General features: G+C 57.8%; 22 protein-coding genes. 16 read left to right on the top strand and 6 right to left on the bottom strand.

Going from position 1 to position 20,905, the window contains the following annotated elements; genetic code table 11:
• Window positions 1-142 precede the first annotated feature (142 nt).
• Entirely contained in the window at window positions 143-796 is a 654-nt protein-coding gene (locus tag J7447_RS00855; RefSeq protein ID WP_023001874.1) for a hypothetical protein, read from the top strand.
• Window positions 797-948: 152 nt separating this feature from the next.
• Here the strand turns inward: J7447_RS00855 and J7447_RS00850 are convergent, their stop codons facing one another.
• Both J7447_RS00850 and fabI read right to left on the bottom strand, forming a co-directional pair.
• Window positions 949-1,593, bottom strand: coding sequence for a histidine phosphatase family protein (locus J7447_RS00850; protein ID WP_209168472.1), 645 nt, complete (start codon window positions 1,591-1,593; stop codon window positions 949-951).
• Window positions 1,594-1,680: 87 nt separating this feature from the next.
• Window positions 1,681-2,499, bottom strand: a complete 819-nt coding sequence (gene fabI / locus J7447_RS00845) for an enoyl-ACP reductase FabI (protein WP_023001876.1) — start codon at window positions 2,497-2,499, stop codon at window positions 1,681-1,683.
• 169 nt (window positions 2,500-2,668) lie between these two features.
• Between fabI and J7447_RS00840 the strand changes: the two genes are divergently transcribed.
• The 4 genes from J7447_RS00840 (at window position 2,669) to J7447_RS00825 (ending at window position 8,925) form a co-directional block, all read left to right on the top strand.
• Window positions 2,669-4,081 (top strand): FAD-binding oxidoreductase, encoded by a 1,413-nt coding sequence (locus tag J7447_RS00840; protein WP_152511754.1) that lies wholly within the window; start codon window positions 2,669-2,671, stop codon window positions 4,079-4,081.
• A 303-nt stretch (window positions 4,082-4,384) separates the two neighbouring features.
• Window positions 4,385-5,665, top strand: coding sequence for a hypothetical protein (locus J7447_RS00835; RefSeq protein ID WP_062490122.1), 1,281 nt, complete (start codon window positions 4,385-4,387; stop codon window positions 5,663-5,665).
• Window positions 5,666-6,611: 946 nt separating this feature from the next.
• Window positions 6,612-8,075: a chromosomal replication initiator protein DnaA gene (dnaA, locus tag J7447_RS00830; RefSeq protein WP_209168471.1), complete on the top strand. Its 1,464-nt coding sequence runs from the start codon at window positions 6,612-6,614 to the stop codon at window positions 8,073-8,075.
• Window positions 8,076-8,493: 418 nt separating this feature from the next.
• Window positions 8,494-8,925 (top strand): glyoxalase superfamily protein, encoded by a 432-nt coding sequence (locus tag J7447_RS00825; RefSeq protein WP_023001881.1) that lies wholly within the window; start codon window positions 8,494-8,496, stop codon window positions 8,923-8,925.
• A 107-nt stretch (window positions 8,926-9,032) separates the two neighbouring features.
• On the opposite strand, the gene J7447_RS00820 is transcribed toward J7447_RS00825, so the two are convergent.
• Both J7447_RS00820 and J7447_RS00815 read right to left on the bottom strand, forming a co-directional pair.
• Window positions 9,033-9,908, bottom strand: a complete 876-nt coding sequence (locus J7447_RS00820; protein ID WP_209168470.1) for a methyltransferase — start codon at window positions 9,906-9,908, stop codon at window positions 9,033-9,035.
• 78 nt (window positions 9,909-9,986) lie between these two features.
• Entirely contained in the window at window positions 9,987-10,745 is a 759-nt protein-coding gene (locus tag J7447_RS00815; protein WP_209168469.1) for an SOS response-associated peptidase, read from the bottom strand.
• A gap of 114 nt (window positions 10,746-10,859) precedes the next feature.
• Here J7447_RS00815 and J7447_RS00810 point away from each other — a divergent pair, with 114 nt between their 5' ends.
• From J7447_RS00810 to J7447_RS00795, 4 genes are all read left to right on the top strand, one after another.
• Window positions 10,860-11,372: a hypothetical protein gene (locus tag J7447_RS00810; RefSeq protein WP_031269690.1), complete on the top strand. Its 513-nt coding sequence runs from the start codon at window positions 10,860-10,862 to the stop codon at window positions 11,370-11,372.
• Between the two features lie 59 nt (window positions 11,373-11,431).
• The gene (locus J7447_RS00805; RefSeq protein ID WP_209168468.1) at window positions 11,432-11,878 is read left to right on the top strand and encodes an NUDIX hydrolase; all 447 of its coding nucleotides are present in this window, start codon (window positions 11,432-11,434) and stop codon (window positions 11,876-11,878) included.
• A 60-nt stretch (window positions 11,879-11,938) separates the two neighbouring features.
• Window positions 11,939-12,349, top strand: coding sequence for a TIGR02301 family protein (locus tag J7447_RS00800; RefSeq protein ID WP_077290665.1), 411 nt, complete (start codon window positions 11,939-11,941; stop codon window positions 12,347-12,349).
• A 191-nt stretch (window positions 12,350-12,540) separates the two neighbouring features.
• Window positions 12,541-12,813 (top strand): hypothetical protein, encoded by a 273-nt coding sequence (locus J7447_RS00795; RefSeq protein ID WP_006933467.1) that lies wholly within the window; start codon window positions 12,541-12,543, stop codon window positions 12,811-12,813.
• Between the two features lie 80 nt (window positions 12,814-12,893).
• Here the strand turns inward: J7447_RS00795 and J7447_RS00790 are convergent, their stop codons facing one another.
• On the bottom strand, window positions 12,894-13,547 hold the full coding sequence (locus J7447_RS00790; protein ID WP_267480498.1) for a LysE family transporter: 654 nt from the start codon (window positions 13,545-13,547) through the stop codon (window positions 12,894-12,896).
• Between the two features lie 211 nt (window positions 13,548-13,758).
• On the opposite strand from J7447_RS00790, the gene J7447_RS00785 reads away from it, so the two are divergent.
• Together J7447_RS00785 and J7447_RS00780 are read left to right on the top strand one after the other, a co-directional pair.
• Window positions 13,759-14,448 carry a hypothetical protein gene (locus J7447_RS00785; protein ID WP_209168466.1) on the top strand — a complete coding sequence of 230 codons (690 nt, stop codon included), beginning with the start codon at window positions 13,759-13,761 and terminating at the stop codon, window positions 14,446-14,448.
• A gap of 182 nt (window positions 14,449-14,630) precedes the next feature.
• A complete protein-coding gene (locus J7447_RS00780) occupies window positions 14,631-14,843 on the top strand; it encodes a hypothetical protein (protein WP_077290667.1) in 213 nt (70 codons plus the stop codon).
• A 92-nt stretch (window positions 14,844-14,935) separates the two neighbouring features.
• Here the strand turns inward: J7447_RS00780 and J7447_RS00775 are convergent, their stop codons facing one another.
• Window positions 14,936-16,741 (bottom strand): tetratricopeptide repeat protein, encoded by a 1,806-nt coding sequence (locus tag J7447_RS00775; protein WP_209168465.1) that lies wholly within the window; start codon window positions 16,739-16,741, stop codon window positions 14,936-14,938.
• A gap of 215 nt (window positions 16,742-16,956) precedes the next feature.
• Between J7447_RS00775 and J7447_RS00770 the strand changes: the two genes are divergently transcribed.
• The 5 genes from J7447_RS00770 to J7447_RS00750 all read left to right on the top strand — a co-directional run bounded on the left by J7447_RS00770 (window position 16,957) and on the right by J7447_RS00750 (window position 20,789).
• Window positions 16,957-17,235: a hypothetical protein gene (locus J7447_RS00770; protein WP_023001891.1), complete on the top strand. Its 279-nt coding sequence runs from the start codon at window positions 16,957-16,959 to the stop codon at window positions 17,233-17,235.
• A 41-nt stretch (window positions 17,236-17,276) separates the two neighbouring features.
• Window positions 17,277-18,884, top strand: a complete 1,608-nt coding sequence (locus J7447_RS00765) for an arylsulfatase (RefSeq protein ID WP_023001892.1) — start codon at window positions 17,277-17,279, stop codon at window positions 18,882-18,884.
• A gap of 110 nt (window positions 18,885-18,994) precedes the next feature.
• Window positions 18,995-19,963 carry an HAD family hydrolase gene (locus tag J7447_RS00760; RefSeq protein WP_286189006.1) on the top strand — a complete coding sequence of 323 codons (969 nt, stop codon included), beginning with the start codon at window positions 18,995-18,997 and terminating at the stop codon, window positions 19,961-19,963.
• Between the two features lie 107 nt (window positions 19,964-20,070).
• The gene (locus J7447_RS00755) at window positions 20,071-20,424 is read left to right on the top strand and encodes a hypothetical protein (protein ID WP_209168463.1); all 354 of its coding nucleotides are present in this window, start codon (window positions 20,071-20,073) and stop codon (window positions 20,422-20,424) included.
• Window positions 20,421-20,789 carry a hypothetical protein gene (locus J7447_RS00750; RefSeq protein WP_023001895.1) on the top strand — a complete coding sequence of 123 codons (369 nt, stop codon included), beginning with the start codon at window positions 20,421-20,423 and terminating at the stop codon, window positions 20,787-20,789. The genes J7447_RS00755 and J7447_RS00750 overlap by 4 nt, the downstream gene beginning before the upstream one ends.
• Window positions 20,790-20,905: the final 116 nt, after the last annotated feature.

Genomic DNA, 20,905 nt, shown 5'->3' with positions numbered 1-20,905 from the left:
CGATCACCGTCACTGGACAAGCCCGAGGCACGGATGGTCGGGGGCTCCTTTGCAGTGCCCAAGGTCACACGTAAAGCGGCCTTCACATGCGTACATTTCGAACAGCAAACGCTCATGGCCCGTTGTACCAGAGGAAACCGAAATGACGTATTCAAGAACCGCTTTCGATCAGGATCTACTGACACTTTCCTACAATCACTATGAGCTGAACGAGCTGAGGCAGAACCCCTGGGACACTAACCGGACCCAATTTGAATCACCTGGAGATGCAAACAGCAAGATCAGCCTGTCACACATATCAAGACACACCGCGTGGGCCGTCTATGACAAGGTCGCCCGTTCCGGTGGCGAGATGTATGTCGGGAGACTGGCGCAGACCCAACAGCTTTACCGGCGCTTCAACCTGGAAGACCCGACGCATTTCAACCTGACCCCCGGTCTTCCGATCAATGTCCAGAAGCTTGCCCGCTGGTCGGTGTGCATCAACGACTGCTGGATCCTGGGGGCGATTCACACCCACAAGAAATTCTGCCTCGTTACCAAAATCCGCAATCCGGGTGAAATTTACGATTACGGACGCGGCTTCTTCATCGTGACAGGGCGTGAGCTTTATGGCCTGAGCAAGTTCGGCTATGAGCCGGAACGGGAATGGGGAAGTGTGATGACCTTTGTCTGCACCAACAAGCAGAAGGCCGACCGTGCGACGCTCACGAATTACGCCACCCTCATGGGGCAAGCCGCCAATAGCGTTGTCGCAAAAGCGAAGATTTCTCTGTATGCCCAGGGTATCTACTGAGCCAATGGAGGCATACCGCAGATCTTTGATATGGCAGATTGGTTCCGGCTTGTTTCAAGACCGGATTGGCGAGTTCCGCAGACAGATCTTTCTCGCATGCAGACCTGCAACAGCTTGTCGCAAACTACGACCGAACGCCGACGAAGGGGCTGTCAAACGATCTCGAAAGCGCCCTTACGCCAGACAAAGACCTTGTCCTGCGGCACATCCAGCTTGGGAACGGAAACCGTGTCCAGCCCTTCCAGCAAGCCGCGCAGAACGCGGAAGACGCCTCCATGCGACACGACGACCGAAGGCCGATCAACAGTCACCAGCCAGCGCCCGATGCGCTCGGCCAACATCTTGTAGCTTTCGCCCTTGGGGGGAACGAAGCCCCACTTGTCGGCGCGGCGCTGCAGGATCAGATCCTGCTCTTCCTCTGCCAGTTCTTCCAGCGTGAAGCCTTCCCAGTCGCCGAAGGTGATCTCCTTGAGCTGGTCTTCAAGGCGGTAGGCCTCCACCGGAAGGTTCATGGACTGGCGTAGCAACTCCATTGTCGACCGTGTGCGGTGGAGCGGTGAGGATACGAAATCCAGACCGGTGGGATCGATCATCTCCTGCTCCAGAAACGCTTTGAGACGCGTGCCATTGCCGCTGGCCTGGCCGCGCCCCGTGTCGTTCAGCGGAATGTCCCTTTGCCCTTGCATGCGCCCTTCGAAGTTCCAGTCCGTCTGGCCATGGCGGACAAAGATCAGGAACTCCGGATCGTGCAGCCTGGGCAGCAGGTCGGATTTCGGGGCACTCAGCACAGATGTCATTTCAGTTTCCGGTATGCGGGATCACCCCTGGCGGGCGGGGCCGGACAATATGAAAATGGCCGGTGTGAAACCGGCCATTCGAAACGGTCAATCCTTGACGACGGAAATGTCCGGGGCGTCCACCGCCTTCATGCCGACAATGTTGTAGCCGCAGTCGACGTGCTGGATCTCGCCGGTAACACCACGGCCGAGGTCTGACACCAGGAACAACGCGCTGTCGCCGACTTCCTCGATCGTCACCGTGCGGCGCAGAGGAGAGTTGTATTCGTTCCACTTCAGAATGTAGCGGAAGTCGCCGATACCGGAGGCAGCCAGCGTCTTGATCGGTCCGGCAGAAATCGCGTTGACGCGAATGTTCTGCGGGCCGAGGTCCATCGCCAGATACTTTACGCTGGTTTCCAGCGCGGCCTTGGCAACGCCCATGACATTATAATGCGGCATAACCTTCTCGGCGCCGTAATAGGTCAGCGTCAGAATGGAGCCGCCGTCGGGCATCAGCTTCTCGGCGCGCTGGGTGACAGCCGTCAGCGAGTAGCAGGAAATGTCCATGGTGCGGGCGAAGTTATCGGAAGACGTATCGACGAAACGGCCGGTCAATTCGGATTTGTCGGAGAAGGCAACGGCATGGACGAGAAAATCGATCTTGCCCCATTTGTCTTCCAGCGTCTTGAAGACCGCATCGATGGAGGCGCCATCGGTCACGTCGCAATGGCCGACAACAATCGCGTTCAACTGGTCTGCCAGTGGCTCCACGCGCTTCTTCAACGCATCACCCTGGTAGGTCAGAGCCAGTTCAGCTCCCGCGTCGGCCAGTGCTTTGGCAATGCCCCAGGCAATTGACTTGTTGTTCGCCACACCCATGATCAGGCCGCGTTTGCCATTCATCAGTCCGCGCGTTTCCGCCATCGTCGTCTCCGAAAGAATTCCAATACCACCCCAGCGGGCTGGCTTCCTATGGCACAAGGGGTTTGTTCCTTCAAGAGACACGGTGACGGAATGAACCGTCGACGCCAGCGCTTTCAGACACTATGTTGGCGCCCGAATTTTACTGTCAAACTTCACGAGGACCCCGCTCATGGAGCGTACTGCCCATGCCGACCGCTTCGCCGAGATGATCGGCGCAGCCAACGTTCTGACAAGTCCGGACGACCAGGCTCCCTACCTCACCGAATGGCGCGACCTGTATCAGGGCGTCACTCCCATGGTGCTGCGCCCGGGCAGCACCGAAGAGGTGAGCGCCGTCATGACCTATGCGTATCAGAACGATCTCAAGGTCGTGCCGCAAGGCGGCAACACCGGCCTTGTCGGTGGCCAGATTCCGCAGGAAACCGGGGATGAAATCGTCCTTTCGCTGTCACGCCTCAACAAGGTTCGTGCGGTAGATCCGGCCGGCTTCACCATTACGGCCGAGGCCGGTGTGGTGCTGGAGACGCTTCAGAATGAAGCTGAAAACGTCGACAGGTTGTTCCCGCTTGCGCTCGGGGCTCAGGGCTCCTGCCAGATCGGCGGCAACATTTCCACGAACGCGGGCGGCACCGCCGTTCTGGCCTATGGCAACACGCGCGATCTGGTTCTGGGCCTCGAGGTGGTGCTGCCGACAGGGGAGATCTGGAACGGTCTCAGAACCCTGCGCAAGGACAATACCGGTTATGATTTGAAACAATTATTTATCGGTGGTGAAGGCACTCTGGGCATCATTACAGCCGCAGCGCTGAAACTTTTCCCCAGGCCCAAGAAGCTGGAGGCCGCTTTTGTCGGCCTGCCGGACCCGCACGCCGCCCTCAAGCTGTTCACCCTTGCCAAGGCACAGGCCGGGCCGGTTCTGACCGGCTTTGAAATCATGCCGCGCGTTGGCGTCGAATTCTGCCTGCGCCACCTGGAAGGCGCACGAGACCCGCTCGAGGGCGAACATGCCTGGTACGTGCTGATGGAGCTGTCCAGTGGTTCTGAAGCCTTTCCGGTGCGGGACCTGATGGAGAGCATTCTCGGCGAAGCATTTGAAGAAGGCCTGGTGGAAGACGCCGCCTTTGCCCAGAACCTGACCCAGGTTCAGGATTTCTGGCACATCCGCCACGGCATGTCGGAAGTGCAGAAGCCCGAGGGTGGCTCGATCAAGCATGACGTTTCCGTGCCAGTTGCCTCGATCCCGGACTTCCTGGACAAGGCCATGGCCGCGGTAGAGGACTTCGTGCCCGGATGCCGGCCTGTTCCGTTCGGTCATATCGGCGACGGCAACATCCACTTCAATGTCAGCCAGCCGGTGGGCGCCGACAAGGAAGACTACCTGGCGAAATGGGATGAGATGAACACCATTGTTCATGGCATCGTCGGCGAGTTCGGCGGCAGCATCTCCGCAGAGCATGGCATCGGCCGCCTCAAGCGCGATCTCCTGAAGGACGTCAAGCAGGGGATTGAGCTGGATCTCATGAAGCGGATCAAGGACGCATTCGACCCCAAGGGACTGTTGAACCCGGGCCGCGTTCTCTAGGGCGCTTCGCCTGCTCTTGAAGGCAGACATTACGTCCGCACGTTTGAAAGCCGGTCATCGGCAGATATCGACAAACAAGAAGTGCCGGTGCCAAAAGCGCCGGCATTTTTTTGCTGTCCGAACCTCTCTTGTCAAAGCGGCTTTGCCAGCGTGGCCTGCATTCCAAATCCGCTTCAATGAGGGATGTATTCTTAAAGCTTTATTCAGCACTCTTTGGTTGCATAATTGTGAGATTGCACGAAAAAGTATCTCATTTCTGAGCGCAAGACTTCCGCAAAAACCCTTTATTTCAGGCGACCCACCATGACGACAACCAAATGGACATGTTCCGTCGACAGCAATGGAACCGCAAATCTTTACTGCGAACTCACCGAAGACGGACAACAGCCCACGACCGAGAAGGTCAAATTGAAAGGGGTCTGCTATTCCCCGGCCCCAATCAACGGTTCCAACTCCTATGCCCCCGCCCTGGGTGACTGGTATTGGGACGACTTCGAAGCAGGCTCCACTTTCATTTCCAGCTGGTCACCCTTGCTGTCCCGCGACTTCCCCAATTTCAGGAACCTCCACAACAATGCACTGCGGGTCTACTGCATGCTGTCACGGCAGCTGGAAGGCAACGGAACCTTCCCTTCCCCCTGGGACAACGGTCACTATTTCACGCATAAGAATTTTCTGGACCTGGCCTGGGACAAGTCTGCTCCGCCAGAAGCAAAGATGCGCCGGTCTGTCCTGGTCGGCATCCCCTTGCCTGCCACGATGTTCTGGAAGACCCAATACGACCAGGCCTCACAGGTAGAGATCGACTACTGGACGAATGTCCTGCGGGAGACCGTCAGATCCGTAGCAGATCATCCGGCGGTGATGGGGTTCACCATTCAGAACGAACAGGACGGCGCCGACGTTTGCTACAACAATCCGGAATGGGCCACTTTCTGGTGGGGCCAGGTGGAGAAAATGGCCGCCATCGTCAAGGAAGAAGCTCCTGGCAAGCTGGCCGGCATGGCCACCCACGACGACCCGAACATTCCCCTGAAGGCGTCCTCCTACATGGAGAACTGCCCGAGCATCGACTTCTGGGGCGTCAACACCTACCAGACCGAGACCTTTGAAAGCATCTTCAAGGACTACGGCAGCCTGCCGCCAAAGGCGTTGAAACCCGTTCTCTTCACCGAGTGGGGCATGCCGGCAACCAGTCACCGGGACCCGAACAACCCCGGAACCATTTATGCCGACGATCAGACCTGCAGCAAGGCGGCGCAAGTTGCGCAGAAAATGCTGCCTCAGGCCTTTGCTCATCCGCTTTGTATCGGGCTTTACTACTTCGAATATTGCGATGAACTGTGGAACCAGCCTGAAGCCCCCAACATCTACACCTGGTGGGGCGGTCCGCCTGCGCCCGGTTTCCCGAACGGATACTGGGACAACGACGGCTTTGGCCTCGTTTCGGTGCAACGGGGTCCCGGCCTGCCCAACGACGCGCCCATCTGGGAGAACACCGGCCCAAAGTTTCCGATAGATGTGCACACGAACAGAAACAATCTGTTCTCGACTGTTGCGAATGTTTTCAAGACGACAACTTGAGCTGACAAGCTGCGGAGCCGGCGCACCCCAAGCCGGTTTCGCCACGTCGGCGTAGCCGAACTTCGTGATTTACTGATCTCTACTTGGAAGGCGCCAGGTCTCAGCTATGTAAAAGCACCTAGTGCCGAGGAGGCCTGCCCCGCCCGCAACAGCCTCAAGGGATCAATTGTCAAAACTGGCATGTTGCCGAAGTTTCTTCGGTGCTGGGGATAAGGTTCGTTCGATCTGCCAAATACGACGCCCCATCAACGTATGCATTGATACGGCCAGGATCCTGATCTGTCAGCAGTTTACGGGAACGGCAACCAGGCCCGGGTTCTGGTTTTGCCGGTCATAAAGCCTGTTTTCAGGCGCCCCATTTTCCCCAGCTTCCACCACCATACGGACCTGACAGACCGGTTAGGTGGGACGTTTGCCGATTCAGTGACCATGTGACGGGAGAACCGGCGCGTACGCACCCCTGTCATAAACGACATGATCTTTCGATTTAAGCCGGCTTTTTCCTTGGCTAAACTTCTTAATTTGACAGCGTCCTTTTGAAAACTCGCAGAAAAAATCCTGAAAAGTTAATTTTTTCCTAAAATCGTCTTCAAGCTCACAGGCAGAGCGGAAACAGCAACAGGAGAACAACTGAGTCGGGACTTGCGGCATGTCCTGACGATGACGAAACGCAAGATTCGCTATGTAAAATTTACATGCGCAGCGCCCGTCATCTACAAAAATTACAATATGAAACGTCTATGACCTCATAAAAATAAGCTATTTGTAAATATGGTAAGCAAAAGGTTAATGGTGTTTCATAGGCGCTAATAAGCCATCCGGTCTGGAGACCCAAAATGGGCAAAAGACCTAACGAAAGAAACGGGCAGCGAGGCGGAACGTCGTTGCTCATAGACAGTGCACAGGGGGGGAGCGGTTCCAAACGGTCCCTCCAATGGAGGCCACAATGCAGGTTCAGAACTTAGCTGGTTCGGATCAATGGGATCGTGTGAAAAAGGAACTGAGAAACGAGCTCGGTGACGATGTATTTTCCAACTGGTTCGGCAGAGTAAACCACGAAGAAACCACGGGCGATGCAGTCCGCCTGTCGGTGCCCACCCGCTTCCTGAAAAACTGGATCCAGAACAACTACGAGAAGCAGCTCGTCGGCCTCTGGAAACGCGAGCAGGACGATATCAACCGTATCGAGCTGACCGTTCGCGGTGCTCTGCGTCCCCGTCAACTCAATGTCGGTCTTGCCCCCAAGGCGATCTCCGCCCGGCGGATCAGCGGCCGTCCCGGCCCCTTCAGCAGCACGCCTCAATTCGGCGCGTCCCATGGCATGTCGGTCATTCCGTGCCTTGCGGACAGCAACGAGGATGCGGCGGCCGAATTCCTGAACGGTGCGTCTCTCAATCCGAAGCTGACCTTCGACACCTTTGCCGAAGGCGCCTCGAACAGCCTTGCCTGTGCCGCCGTGCGCCAGATGGCTGCCGGCCACCAGGGCACGCTGGACTTGCTCTATATCCATTCGTCCACCGGCATCGGCAAGACCCACCTGCTGCAAGCAGCGGCGGCCGAAGCTCGCAAGACGGGACGGCAGGTTGCCTATCTGTCGGCTGAATTCTTCATGTACCACCTGGTGCCTGCTCTCAGAACGCCGGCCTTCCCGGTGCTGCGCCAGGCAATGCGCTCCATCGACCTGCTCCTGGTTGACGATCTCCAGTTCCTGCATGGCAAGCAGGCCGCGGACGAGTTCAGCAAGACGCTGGAACTGCTCATGGAGTCGCCGACCCAGATCATCATGGCAGCCGACCGCTCCCCTGAAGACCTCGATACGCTTGGCGATGCATTGCGCTACCGGATCCAGAAAGGTGAAGTCGTCGGCATCCAGTCAACCGATTATGCGCTGCGCCACGACATCCTGAAGAAGCGGATCACCGCGGCGCGCCGCACACATCCGGGCTTCTCCGTTCCCGAAGATGTAGCCGACTACATTGCCCGCTACGTGATCGCTTCGGCCCGCGACCTGGAAGGCGCTCTCAATCGCCTGTTCGCTCACAACCAGCTTACGAAACAGCCGGTGACGATGGACCTGGCGGAAAAGACCCTGCACGACCTGGTGCGGATCGGCGAGCCGCGCTCCATCAAGGTGGAAGAGATCCAGCAGGTGGTGTGCAAGCATTTCAGCGTTACCAAGGCGGATCTCCTGTCGTCGTGCCGGGCGCGCACATTGGTCCGTCCGCGCCAGATCGCGATGTATATCGCCAAGGTGATGACCGGACGCTCGCTGCCGGAAATCGGCCGGCGGTTCGGCAACCGTGATCACACCACCGTGCTGCATGCGGTCCGCAAGATCGAGGACATGGTGTCCAAGGACAAGGCCCTTGCACAGGAAGTCGAACTCCTGAAGCGGCTGGTCCACGCCTGATCTGTTTCCGGGGACACCCCTCCCTCGGAAAACCTGCGGCGGCGGGCTTGCCCGTCTCCGCGATTGCCCTGCCCCCAATTCAGGGCAATCACCCTTCTGCGTCCGACGGGGCGCGGTCGAACTCAGGCGGTAAGAACCGCCGGGTGTTTCATCTTAACCTCCCTCTCCTTGAAGCCGCGCCAGCGGCTTTCTTTTTGCCGTGTTGACAGACCTGGAGCCGGGGCGTATGCCTTGCGCCGGTTTGAGGGAACCGGCCGCCCGCAGGCTTCGGCCATGGTGAATTCCCTTGCGCAAGACATCTTGCAGCTTTGATCGACCTTCACGAGACAGTGCAGGCTGATGGCAACGCGGGCCCCATGAAGGGTCGCCGCCAATTGGCGAACACCTTACCGCCTGCCTTTCTTGGAAAGGTAATCCCATGACGCTGCCCAGCGTTGCCAATCTCAAAGCACAGGCCAAGCGCCTGCGCGCCGCGCTAGCTGCCAAGGGGCAGGATATCTCCCACAGCCAGGCGCTCGAACTCCTGTCCGCCCAATACGGCTTCAAGGACTGGAACACCGTATCCGCGACAGCCGCCAGACCAAACCAGATGCAGTTTGCCGTCGGCAACCGTGTCTCGGGCACCTACATGAAGCAGCCTTTCGAAGGAGAGGTGCTGTCGCTGACACGGGTTGGTCCTGCAGGCCAATACCGGGTGACCATCAAGTTCGACACGCCCGTGGATGTGGTCACCTTCGACAGTTTTTCTGCTTTTCGCAGCCGGGTCGTCGTTCTGATCAACGGTGACGGTGTCGCCGTCAAGCGAACGTCCGACGGTGAACCCTATCTGCGCATGCAAAGGGCTGACTGACGGAAAGGCGATAGTCTGCCGTGCCATCGGCCATGATGGAACGGCAGATGATCCTTGGCCTTCCCGTTGAATGTCGAGCCGAAGAGATGCTCTTCAGCGCATGGGCTCTAGCGCAGCCGCGCAATCACAAGGTGCCCGGGGACTGGGTCTCCGTCCTCGAGACGAACGGTGATGGGGTCCATCGCGAGAATGTCGAAGCCCGCCGCATCCAGAGATGAGCGAATATAGCCTTCCCCCTGCGCAAACCGGCTTTTCGGCCCGACCATGTAGGGACGCCCTTCAAGTGCTTCGTCAGACAGGGTTTCGGTGGAGAAAGCCAGGTAACCGCCCGGTTTCAGACGGTCAACTGCACCGGCAAGAAATGGTTCAACCGCCCCCAGATAGGGAAACACGTCGGTTGCCGCGATCATGTCCCAGCCGGGACGAGAGCCGTCGTCTTCCTCGAACTCCTCAAGGAATGCGACGGCCTCGCCCACATAAAGGTCGTCATAGACTTCCCGGTCGTAGGCAAGTTCAACGATCCGCTCGGAGAGATCGACGCCGGTCCGGTGGCCCGTGCAATCGGCAAGAGCCATACCTGTAAGACCCGTGCCGCAGCCAAGGTCGAGCAATCGATCGAATGGGCCAATCTCAAGCTTCTGGACGAGATCGCGAACCAGCAGAGGCACGCAGTAACCGAGCTCATCGACCAGAATGTCGTCGAACACATCTGCGTGCTGATCGAATAGGGTCGCGACATAGGCATCCGGCATTTTCTGGGGGGCGGCTTCCGCGCCGATTGCCGCCAGACGAATGCTGACGCCGCCCGGGTCGTCCGGATCCAGCGCAAGGGCTTCGCGATAGGCCTGCGCGGCACCTGCCAGATCGCCCGATTTCTGCAGGGCGAGACCTCGATTATAGGCTTCGGCCAACGCTTCGTTCTCCGATGCGTCGTCTTCCAAGGCCTCGTCTAGCTCAAATTCAGGCGTGTCGTCGTTGCTCATGATCCATCCTTGCGGCTGCGCCCCTGCCCTACAGCCATGAGCCGACTTTTGCACGGCAATTCTGATGCCTGCGACGGTTCAGAACAGATCGAGCTGGTTCTTGTCCTCCTGCGATTTCTCCGCGGCTGACGGCTTGGCAACCTTTTTCAAGGGCACCGACATTTCTTCCGGCGATATCTCGCGCTGCACATCAGCATCGTCATTGGCGACCTTGTTCACCCGGTTGGAAACCGGCGTCGCGACCAGAAAATCGTCTTCTACCGGCTGCAGCAGCTTTTCGGCTTCACGCCTGTCGACGTTGGCAACATCCAGCCACGTTCCGAAATCTTCCCGTTTCAGGATCACCGGCATGCGGTGATGGATCGCAGACATCATCCGGTTGGACTGGATCGTCAGGATTGCACCCGTGTCGATGTCACCGCCATCGGGATCCGACCAGGTTTCCCAAAGGCCGGCAAAGCCCATGACGTCGCCCTCCGCCGGTCGGATCCAGAAAGGCTGCTTGCCTTCCGGCGTGCGACGCCACTCGTAAAAGCCGGACGCCGGCACGAGGCACCTGTGATGACGCATGGCATTGCGGAACGACGGTTTTTGCGATGCTGTTTCCGCCCGGGCATTGATCAGAAGCGTGAAGCTTGCCGGGTCCTTGACCCAGGGCGGCATCAAGCCCCAACGCACAAGATGAAAGCGGCGTGTGCCGTCGAGCGTCTGCCGCACGATGGCCAGCGGCTGGGTTGGCGCAATGTTGTATCGCGGCGGAAAATTGGGCTGATCGACATAGTCGAAGAAGCTGCGCACAGCGTCCGGTGGTGTCGTCAGAGCCAGGCGGCCGCACATCGTTTTTCTCCGGTTGGGGCCCCTGAAGCGGGGCAAACAGGGTTCCGCCAAGTTAGGCAATTGGAAATAAAAAAGAAGTACCGTAGGCCCCAAGTCAATAACAGGGGGACCGGTATGGAATGTTTGCATCCAGTTTTGGGCGCCGGGGAGCTGGCAGCCGAAAGGCTGGAACAGGCAAACATTAATCCCCAAACCGGTTTGGCGACCGATTATCTCAATCATTTCAATGAAGTCATGATGCTTCTGGAAATGCTTCCGGATATGCCGGATTGCGCCGAAGATGTTCTGGAGTGGGAGCCGCTCGACTATGAGGGCCATTTCGAGAACTCGAGTTTCAAGGACAAGAACCTGGCCATCATGGCCTATCATGCCGCCCCTAACTTCTTGCGCGAACACCTGGAAAAACAGGTTGCGGGCATAAACAGGCTCGTGGGCAAGATTCAAGACCAGCTGCGCGAGACACCGGATCCCGCAATGATTGCGACTGACATTGCCGACCGGGCCACGAACGAAATCAAGCCGCTGATAGCCGTTGCCGGCGCCGTCATCCACGGCCATGTGGAACCCGAAGCGACGCAGCACGAAGGCGAAGGCGCACAGGCGGAAATCGACGCTCTGTTCGCATAACGCCTTGGGGCTTATTGTGCCCGGGCAGAATCAGCCGTCTTTCCGTCCGCCGAGGTTCCATGTCCAGGTTTTATCCGGAAGCGCCACGCGCCAGTGTCAGTGTCCTGTGCCATCGTGATGGCCGTGCCCTGTTGGTGAAGCGCGGCAGGCCTCCTTTCAAGGATCACTGGAGTTTGCCTGGTGGAGTGATCGAGCTTGGCGAGACCCTTCAGGAAGCGGCCGCGCGGGAACTGCTGGAGGAAACCGGTGTCACTGCTGCAATCGGCGAGCCTGTCGAGACCTTCGATTCCATCCAGCGAGATGATGACGGCCGTGTCGTCACTCACTTCATCCTGACCGTCTTTTGTGGGCCTTATGTATCGGGAACTGCAGTTGCCGCCGATGATGCCGCTGCGCTCGACTGGGTCGGCCTGGAAGATCTCGACGGGCTGTTGACCACACCTGGTACGCCGGACCGCATTCGGCGGCACCTGCCTATCCCTTCAGCCAAGCAACCAGACCTCTAATCTTTGGATCAACTTGCCATAGTGCTTGCGGTGCGGCGCCGGGTTCAGCATGATCCGCCCATGATCAAACGCCGAATGCACGTTTTCCTGTCCCGGACTGCTGTTGTTCTGGCCCTTGCGGCCATGTGCCCGGTGCAGGTTGTATCGGCGCAGGAAACCGCGATCGACGCGCCCCCTTACGAACAGCAACTCATGCGTCTGTCGGAGATATTCGGAGCTCTGCATTTCCTGCGACCGCTGTGCAAGGAAAGCGATAACCCGAGCTGGCGTGACCGCATGGAAGATTTCCTGGACGCTGAAACGCTGGACGAGAATCGCCGCCGAAGGTTCATTGAGCGATTTAACCAGGGTTATCGTGGTTTCTCAGTTGCTTACCGAGAGTGCACAGAGGCTGCCCGTCTCGCAATGGGACAGTACTTGAGCGAAGGCGAGGTCATCATCAGCGACGTCACCAGTCGCTATGGTCGGTAATTTTCGCAGAAATCTTCAAATCGTTACGAGTTGGTTAACCTTTTGAATCAAATTTGTGGGTGGCCGTTAAGTTTGCGTTCACGGTTACTTATCAGCGCGGTTCGCCGTGCTAGGATCATTACTCAAGATTCGGGGCAGGAACACGCGGGAGTTGTCCCTCTTGCGTTCGGGAAGGACCGGTAAGGAAGCGAATGATAAACGACGATTACGCCGACGCGGCAATGGAAGCCGAATTTGCTGAAGACGAAGACATCAGACGTGCTGCACTCGGCTTCATTTCCGACGCCTGGGCCGAAGCCATCGCCAATGGTGTAGATGCGGACGCCGTCGCTCACGCGGCGATGTTCACTGCACTTGCGGATCTGGTTGCTGCCTATGGTGAAGATGCCGTGGCCAAATTGGCTGAAGGCCTGCCGGATCGAATCCTGCAGGGCGACTACACCGTGAACCGCGTACTTCAGTAAAACGCACGCTCACGACACGCATTCTGAAGAGGCCGGTTGCCCGGCCTTTTTGATTCAGGTGTATTTACGCTTGGCTCGTGCTACGTGATCAGCCCAACGCCTGCCGCTTCGAGCGCCAGCTTGAGATAGATCAGCGCGCCGAACACGACCAGCAGAAATCCGGCAATATGGTTGGCACGATCCAGCCAGAGATCGTCTATACGCGACTTGAAGTGTGAAACGGACGCCGAGACCAGCACCCACCAGGTGGTCGCCCCTGCCGTGACACCGGCAACCATCACCAATGCGCCGAAATGATCCCCCATCTGAGGGCGATAATCTCCGAGACCACCAAATATCGCCACGAAGGCAAGCACTGCACCCGGATTGGTGATCGCCATGAAAAAGGCTGCGGTGGCATCGGCCAAAAATCCATGTTCTCTAGGATTGCCGTTCCGGGTCAGATGCGGATGGGTGTTCCAGATCTTGATGCCGAAAATAATCAGCAGAGCTCCGCCGACGATCTCGATGAGGTCGAACTGGCCTTCGATGAAATTGGTGACCGCGGAGATGCCGAAAATCGCAGCAGCCGCAAAGATGGTGTCGGCAACGACAGCCCCCAGCCCCACGAAGACACCCTGTCGAAACCCGCCGTGCACGGCGTGTTGAATGGCCATGATGTTTACAGGACCAACCGGGGCTGTTGTGATAATGCCAACAAAAAACCCGATCAGTGCATATTCGAAAAACGACACGGCCGGTCCTTTTCTAGACCCTTGATATTACTTTTAAAGCGAACGGACCTCTCGATAGCGGCCCCGCGGCGTCGTGACAAGACAAGAGGAAATTCCAGTCCCGATGTTTTCAGTCTCGCATGAATTGTTTAAGGAAAGGCGCGGGGCGATGCCTGCTTGTGCCAGTGTTATACGACGGGGACCGGCAGGTGCGGATAAACGAGGAACTTTCATGAGTCGGATTTATCAGGCTGCGGTTCTTGCCGCCGGTCTTCTGGCGGGCACAGCGCTCGCAGCCCCGGGTTTCGCCAAGACTGTCCAGGTGGAAACAATTCCGGTTGCGCCGTCCGAGCCTGAAAATGCACCCGCAATTCCGGCGGAAGACCTCGCCACGCCCGAAGCCGGGGAGCCGGCAGCCGCAGAAGGTTCCAAAGCACCTGCGCCGGACAACGCCGAGTTGCCTCAGGTGCTCTACAGCACGTCCTATCTGCCAAAGCCTGTGCAGCGCATGCAAGCCCAGCTGAAGGAAGCAGCGCTTTCGGGCAACATGGAACGGCTGCGCATGGTGTTCGAAAGCAACGAACTGCCGCCTACGGTCTCATTCGGGCAAATCGACGACCCGATAGACTTTCTGAAGGAAATCTCCGGTGACGGCGAAGGCTTCGAGATCCTGGCCATTCTCGCCGACATCATGGATGCAGGTTTTTTGCATGTGGATGCAGGCACACCCCAGGAAATGTATCTCTGGCCGTATTTTGCCCGTTACCCGCTTCACGATCTGACACCCGATCAGAAAGTGGAGTTGTTCCGGATCGTTACCGCAGGCGACTTTGCTGAAATGCAGGATTTCGGTGCCTGGACGTTTTATCGCGTCGGCATCGGTCCTGACGGCACGCTTCATTACTTCGTGGCCGGTGACTGACAAAAGCCCCCCTCAGAACGCAAACCACCAGATAAATCGGGCGCCTGTACCGATGGGGCTATTGCAGCAAAACAAAAAATCGTGACAATCAATACGAGCGCAAGAAGTTCATTACGCGAAAAGCACGTACTTGCGCCCCGCCTTCCAACTCCCGCCATCTGCGGCGCATGCGAGTGACCAATATGATTGTAAGATTTTTCTCTGCTGCCTTTCTGATTTCGCTTCTGGCCCTGGGCGGCTGCCAATCCAGCAACCAGTCCGGCGACGGCCTGGAGAACGGTAGCGCGGCGCCTCCGATCGGCGGCCTGAGTTCAGTAGACCAGGGCCCGGATGGCGACCCGGACGCTTGCGCAGGCGAAATGTCCGAAGGCACTTCGATGACACCGGGCTGCTAACCGCCCACAACTCGTTCAGAACACGCTTTCCGGAACGGCTGCCGCAAATAGCACAACCGTCCCGGAAAGCTTCCGGGCTGCTTCGCCGGACCTCACTGTCCGGCAGGGGCGGTCCATCCTGCTTCTCTCAGTCCTGCCATGAGGGAAGTAACAATCTGCTCGCTAGCCCGATGGGAGCGGAGGAAGGCACCTGGGTCACGGCTCAGGCCGGGAGAAACGTCGGCCATCTTTTCCAACGCAGCACGAGCCGCTTCCTTGTTGCCAAGTTTCGATTGGGCAACAGCGACAAGACACCAGCTCACTCCGGATCCGTCCAGAACGCCCTTCTTCGCCGCTGTCAGCATCTCGGCGTAGTGGCCGTTCAGCAGGTGGTTTATGGCAATCAGGTGGAAATACCAGCCGGGCGCGTTCCGCGTACGTTCGATCGCCTTTTCCAGATAGGGAATGCCTTCCTCGAACTTGCCCACAACGGACAGCCGCCAACCAAGTTGAGCCAGTGTGTCCGGATCGTTGGGATCTAGTTCGAGTGCTTTCTTGGCAAGCCTTTCCCCTTCCTCGATGTTTCCCATGTAGTGATTGATCGATGACAGCGCCTTGAGCGCCAGAATGTTGTTGCCATCAAGGCTCAGGGCATGTGACGCGGCGTCCAAGGCACGGTCGAAGGCAAGTTCCTTGTTTCCGTCTGCTGCCAGACCAAAGCGACCAGCATCCAGATAGATCCAACCGAGCATAGCCCAGGCTTCAACATAACCCGGGTCCCGTTTGACCGCACTATTCAGGCACGCCTCGACTGTTGCATGCAGTTGCCTTGAAAAGTTCCTCCGGTACACGTAGCCGCGCAGTACGCATTCGAAACTGTCGTTGCTCGGTTCACTTCCAACGGACAGGTTACCGGCGAGTTCCGACTTGATAACACCGTAGGGCTGACCAGCGACGGTAGCGATTTCCGAGGCGATGCTTTTTTCGATTTCCAGCAGAGTCGTCCGGCTGCGCATACGATCATAGCTGCCCGACCAGAGCACCCGCTTGCTGGGGCTGTGCACCAGCTTCGCACTGACACGGACAATCCCGTCTTCCGACCCGACAGATCCGGTAATCAGGAAAGAGACGTTTTCCTGCCGGCCGATTTCAACCGGATCAAAGGTTTCGGCTGTCTTGGTTCCGACGGGTGGCCAGAAAATACGGAAGTCCGGAAACCGGCTCAGGGCAGTCATGATCTGCTCGGCAATACCCGCCGCCAATATCTGTTGTTCCGGATTAGCCGAGGTAACGCTGAATGGAAGAACCATCACGGAAGGTTTCGAAGTCTCGAGACGCTCCTGCTTTGGGGGCACGAGGTACATCACGAAAGCGGCTCCGAGCACCAGGAGTGCGAACAGCACCGCGCCCAAAGCAACCAGCCATGGCAACCTGGGTGAGGTTCGTGCAGGTCTTGGCGACGCATTGACCTCTTCCGGCACATGAGAATCTGCCGTCTCATCGTTGCCGGTGGTCGAGCCGTCCCGTGCAGTCACACTGGCCAGATTGTCATGAAACTTCGGCGCATACTGGCCTTTGGGGATGGAAATGCGGATCGGATTCCGCGCGCCTTCGGCGATGTAGTAACTGTCCAGATCATGCCGCAGTCGGCGGGCCTCAAGACGAACGATCGGGTCTGATTGCGGATCAAAGTTCTCGTCACGACAGAAGACGGCCAACCCGATAACGTAGCCCTTCAGCGTGTCCGCGCGCCCGGCCAACGCTTCCTCTATCAGGAATGTCAACATGGCGCGGCGCTTGGGCGTTGCGTGAAAATGATCGCTGTGCAGGACACGGGAAAGTTCTTCCCGAACTCGTTCCGGGCAATCGAACTCTTCGACATCACCCGACGCAACTATTTGTTGTCTGCCAGACCGCATAATTCCCCCTGAAAGGGCCGGACAATAAATTTAGTTGAACGATAGTCCATCGCCATAAGTTTTGTCATCCGTAAGAAGCACTATAGCCGACAATCGTGGTGAACACACCACCTCAGACTCCTGTTCGTACCTGTTCATACCTTGTAACGCCCCTGAGTCCCGTACGTAATCCAATTGGAATTTCCGTGATTATTCGACAACGGGGCAGTGTCGTCATGCCGACAACAGCTCTCATCATGCGTCGTTTCAAAGTGGACGAACTTGCCCTTCGCCGCCTGTGCAACGCTCATCCTTCCTTCTTGTCACTTTGCGAGGACTACGCAACCGCATGTTGCGCCCTTGAACGCTGGCAGAACGATGAAGCAAAGGCTGCCGACTATCGCTCCGTGATTGAAGAACTTGAACGGGAAATTTCAAGCTTCCTGACAGGAGGCGCACCTATCGACGGGTCGTCATCGGCCTACTCCACGAATGGTCCAAAAAGGAGCCATTAGGTATGTTGACCAGAATAGTAACCGGACTGGCGGTCGCAGGCATGGCCTGCACAGCGCTGTCAGGTGTGGCCTTCGCGCAAGACGCGAAGAAACCCAACATCCTCTTCATTGTTTCGGACGACACCGGCTACGGTGACACTGGCCCGTATCTGGGCGGTGAAGCCCGCGGCATGCCGACTCCGAACATCGACAAGCTGGCTGACGACGGCATGATGTTCACGCATTTCTACGCCCAGCCCAGCTGCACGCCGGGCCGCGCAGCCATGCAGACAGGCCGTATTCCCAACCGCTCCGGCATGACAACGGTGGCCTTCCAGGGCCAGGGTGGCGGCCTTCCCGCGGCCGAGTGGACATTGGCGTCGGTTCTTAAAACCGGTGGCTACGACACCTATTTCACCGGCAAATGGCACCTTGGTGAAGCGGACTACGCGCTGCCAAATGCCCAGGGCTATGACGTGATGAAATACGTCGGTCTTTACCATCTCAACGCCTACACCTATGCCGATCCGACCTGGTTCCCGGACATGCCGAAGGACCTGCGCGAGATGTTCGAGAAGGTTACAAAGGGGTCGCTGTCCGGCAAGGCCGGTGAAAAGCCGACAGAGGACTTCAAGATCAACGGCCAATACGTCGACACGCCGGACAAGGGCGTGGTTGGTATTCCCTATTTCGATGGCTACGTCGAAAAAGCGGGGCTCGAGTTCCTGGAAGAAGCTGCGAAGAAGCCGGACACGCCGTTCTTCATCAACGTCAACTTCATGAAGGTGCACCAGCCGAACATGCCGGCGCCGGAGTTCGAAGGAAAATCGATCTCCAAAACCAAATATGCAGACTCCGTCGTCGAACTGGACAGCCGCATCGGCAATCTGGTCAATAAACTCGATGAGCTCGGTCTGTCCGACAATACGATCGTCTTCTGGACCACGGACAATGGCGCCTGGCAGGACGTTTATCCGGACGCCGGTTACACGCCGTTCCGAGGCACCAAGGGCACCGTGCGTGAAGGCGGCAACCGCGTTCCGGCAATCGTCCGCTGGCCCGGGCACGTCAAACCGGACACGAAAAGTGCCGCAGTCGTCGGCGGTCTCGATTTGATGGCCACTTTCGCTTCTGCTGCCGGCATTACGCTGCCGACTGAAGACCGCGAAGGCCAGCCGATCATCTTCGACAGCTACGACATGACACCTGTGTGGGAAGGTTCCGGTGACTCCGGCCGAAAGGCCTGGTTCTATTTCACCGAGAACGAACTTTCTCCCGGTGCAGCGCGCGTCGGCAACTACAAGGCCGTTTTCAACCTGCGCGGCGACGATGGCGCAACCACCGGAGGCTTGGCAGTCGACAGCAACCTTGGCTGGAAGGGCCCCGACAGCTATGTTGCTACTGTTCCGCAAGTGTTCAACCTGCTGGACGATCCGCAGGAGCGCTACGACATGTTCATGAACAACTTCACTGAACGCACCTGGTATCTGCCGGTGATCAACAACGAGGTGACGGAACTCATGAAGTCCTACATCAAATATCCGCCGCGCAAGTTGCAGTCGGAAACCTATACCGGTCCGATCACGCTCAGCCAGTATCAGCGGTTCAAATATGTTCAGGAGGCTCTCGCCAAGGACGGCTTCTCGATCGGCCTGCCAACCGGCAACTGATCTACGAAGTAACTGAGTGTCCGCCCCGGCAAAGTCCGGGGCGGACATCGCCTTGAACAACACGAATTTGGAAGGTTGCAGCTATGAAGGTCAAATTCCTCTTCGGCGCAATGGTCTCCGGCCTGTTGGGAGCAAGCGTCTGGATATCGGGTGCCCTTGCACAAACCGACCCGCTGCCATCGTGGAACGATGGCGCGAACAAGCAGGCGATCGTCGAATTCGTCGAAGCCGTAACGAGCGAAGGTGGCGCGGATTTCGTGGCACCGGGAGAGCGGATCGCAACCTTCGACAATGACGGCACCTTGTGGGTCGAGCATCCCATGTACACCCAGCTTGCTTTCGCGCTCGACCGGGTGAAGGCAATGGCACCGGACCACCCGGAATGGAAGACGACCCAGCCTTTCCAGGCCGTTCTGGAAAACGACATGGAAGCCCTCGGCAAGGCCGGTGAAAAAGGATTGATGGAGATCGTCGCAGCGACTCATGCCGGGATGAGCACGGATGAGTTCGAAAAGACGGTCACCGACTGGATCGCAACCGCCAAGCACCCGAAATTCGACAAGCCCTATACCGAGCTTGTCTATCAGCCGATGCTGGAACTTCTCGCCTATCTGCGTGCCAACGACTTCAAGACCTTCATCGTCTCCGGTGGCGGCATCGAATTCATGCGTCCTTGGACCGAAGAGATCTACGGTATACCGCCTGAGCAGGTGGTCGGCTCATCGATTGTCACTGAATACGAGGTCGTCGACGGCGTTCCCACCTTGATGCGGACACCCAAGATTGCCTTTGTCGACGACAAGGCTGGCAAGCCCGTCGGCATCCTGACCCACATCGGCAAGCGTCCGCTGGCGGCCTTCGGCAATTCCGACGGCGATTATCAGATGCTGCAATACACTACTGCCGGTTCCGGCAAGCGCCTCGGCATGTTTGTCCATCATGATGATGCAGATAGAGAATATGCTTATGATCGTGATACCCATTTCGGGTCGCTGAACAAGGGGCTGGACGACGCCCCGAAGGAAGGTTGGCATATCATCAGCATGAAAAACGATTGGAAGCAGATCTTTCCGGAATAGATTAACCGGAAAAGACACATGAATTGAACAGCAACTGGAGTGCACCGCGCCCGGCTCGGAGACCCGAAGGGACTGACCGAGGGCGATGCAAGCTGCAAGGATAGATCATGAAAAGAATTTTTTGCCTCGCCCTCATGACAGGACTGGCATTTGCCGGCCCGGCGCTGGCGCACGATCCCCAAAAGATACAAAAACGCATGGAAGAGCGCATGCGGACACTCGGACTGGATGTCGGCAATGCCTATGCCTGCACGCCTGACGACCAGAAAAAAGCTTTCCGTGACCAGGCCCGCCACCTGTTTGTGCACGTCCTTTACGACCACGGTGAAGATGCCGCCTACGACTATGCGGCCTCCGTCGGCTTTGGCTCTGCTCGGGATCTCGAAGGCATCAACTGTGAAGAGCGGCTCGCCTATTGGGAAGACGTCAAGGAAACGCTGGAACTGGAGGAAAAGGAATGAGGCTTCGCACGATCAGACTTCTTGGTGTTGGCGCTGCCCTGCTCCTCGGCAGCAGCGGGATCGCAATGTCCCATGACGTTGTCCGCGGCGGATACCATGGCGGTTATCACGGGGGCTACCACGGAGGATATCACGGCGGTTACCACGGCGGCCACAACGTGGTCGTGGAAAACAACAGCAGCCATGGCTACTACGGCCGCCCCTATTACGGCCCGACTGGCGGCTACCTGGCCGGAGCGGCCGTTGGCGCAGCAACCGGTGCGCTGGTCGGATCTGCAATCGCCAGTTCGAACAGCGACAATGGTTGCCAGGTAACGGATGCTGCCGGCCAGAAACACGTCGTTCCCTGTTCAGACCTCGACTAGGCATCGGCGAGACGAAGCCGTGCGGAGAAGCAGCCGGTAGGCAGCAGCTTCTCCGCATGGAGCCTGCACAAGCACCAGGCAGTGCCGGCAGAAACAGACGTCTCGTTTTACCCAGC

The organism is Labrenzia sp. R5_0 (genome assembly GCF_017743835.1).
Taxonomy (GTDB): Bacteria; Pseudomonadota; Alphaproteobacteria; order Rhizobiales; family Stappiaceae; genus Roseibium; species Roseibium algicola.
This window is presented reverse-complemented; position numbering and strand designations above follow the sequence as displayed.

What these genes read in the sequence shown, in the direction of transcription:
- J7447_RS00755 (WP_209168463.1), top strand. Translation starts at nt 20,071, where the DNA reads ATGAAAAGAATTTTTTGCCTCGCCCTCATGACAGGACTGGCATTTGCC.
- J7447_RS00795 (WP_006933467.1), top strand. Translation starts at nt 12,541, where the DNA reads ATGATAAACGACGATTACGCCGACGCGGCAATGGAAGCCGAATTTGCT.
- J7447_RS00840 (WP_152511754.1), top strand. Translation starts at nt 2,669, where the DNA reads ATGGAGCGTACTGCCCATGCCGACCGCTTCGCCGAGATGATCGGCGCA.
- J7447_RS00850 (WP_209168472.1), bottom strand. Translation starts at nt 1,593, where the DNA reads ATGACATCTGTGCTGAGTGCCCCGAAATCCGACCTGCTGCCCAGGCTG.
- J7447_RS00825 (WP_023001881.1), top strand. Translation starts at nt 8,494, where the DNA reads ATGACGCTGCCCAGCGTTGCCAATCTCAAAGCACAGGCCAAGCGCCTG.
- J7447_RS00800 (WP_077290665.1), top strand. Translation starts at nt 11,939, where the DNA reads ATGATCAAACGCCGAATGCACGTTTTCCTGTCCCGGACTGCTGTTGTT.
- dnaA (WP_209168471.1), top strand. Translation starts at nt 6,612, where the DNA reads ATGCAGGTTCAGAACTTAGCTGGTTCGGATCAATGGGATCGTGTGAAA.
- J7447_RS00835 (WP_062490122.1), top strand. Translation starts at nt 4,385, where the DNA reads ATGACGACAACCAAATGGACATGTTCCGTCGACAGCAATGGAACCGCA.
- J7447_RS00760 (WP_286189006.1), top strand. Translation starts at nt 18,995, where the DNA reads ATGGTCTCCGGCCTGTTGGGAGCAAGCGTCTGGATATCGGGTGCCCTT.
- J7447_RS00785 (WP_209168466.1), top strand. Translation starts at nt 13,759, where the DNA reads ATGAGTCGGATTTATCAGGCTGCGGTTCTTGCCGCCGGTCTTCTGGCG.
- J7447_RS00765 (WP_023001892.1), top strand. Translation starts at nt 17,277, where the DNA reads ATGGCCTGCACAGCGCTGTCAGGTGTGGCCTTCGCGCAAGACGCGAAG.
- fabI (WP_023001876.1), bottom strand. Translation starts at nt 2,499, where the DNA reads ATGGCGGAAACGCGCGGACTGATGAATGGCAAACGCGGCCTGATCATG.
- J7447_RS00780 (WP_077290667.1), top strand. Translation starts at nt 14,631, where the DNA reads ATGATTGTAAGATTTTTCTCTGCTGCCTTTCTGATTTCGCTTCTGGCC.
- J7447_RS00815 (WP_209168469.1), bottom strand. Translation starts at nt 10,745, where the DNA reads ATGTGCGGCCGCCTGGCTCTGACGACACCACCGGACGCTGTGCGCAGC.
- J7447_RS00855 (WP_023001874.1), top strand. Translation starts at nt 143, where the DNA reads ATGACGTATTCAAGAACCGCTTTCGATCAGGATCTACTGACACTTTCC.
- J7447_RS00775 (WP_209168465.1), bottom strand. Translation starts at nt 16,741, where the DNA reads ATGCGGTCTGGCAGACAACAAATAGTTGCGTCGGGTGATGTCGAAGAG.
- J7447_RS00820 (WP_209168470.1), bottom strand. Translation starts at nt 9,908, where the DNA reads ATGAGCAACGACGACACGCCTGAATTTGAGCTAGACGAGGCCTTGGAA.
- J7447_RS00750 (WP_023001895.1), top strand. Translation starts at nt 20,421, where the DNA reads ATGAGGCTTCGCACGATCAGACTTCTTGGTGTTGGCGCTGCCCTGCTC.
- J7447_RS00805 (WP_209168468.1), top strand. Translation starts at nt 11,432, where the DNA reads ATGTCCAGGTTTTATCCGGAAGCGCCACGCGCCAGTGTCAGTGTCCTG.
- J7447_RS00810 (WP_031269690.1), top strand. Translation starts at nt 10,860, where the DNA reads ATGGAATGTTTGCATCCAGTTTTGGGCGCCGGGGAGCTGGCAGCCGAA.
- J7447_RS00770 (WP_023001891.1), top strand. Translation starts at nt 16,957, where the DNA reads ATGCCGACAACAGCTCTCATCATGCGTCGTTTCAAAGTGGACGAACTT.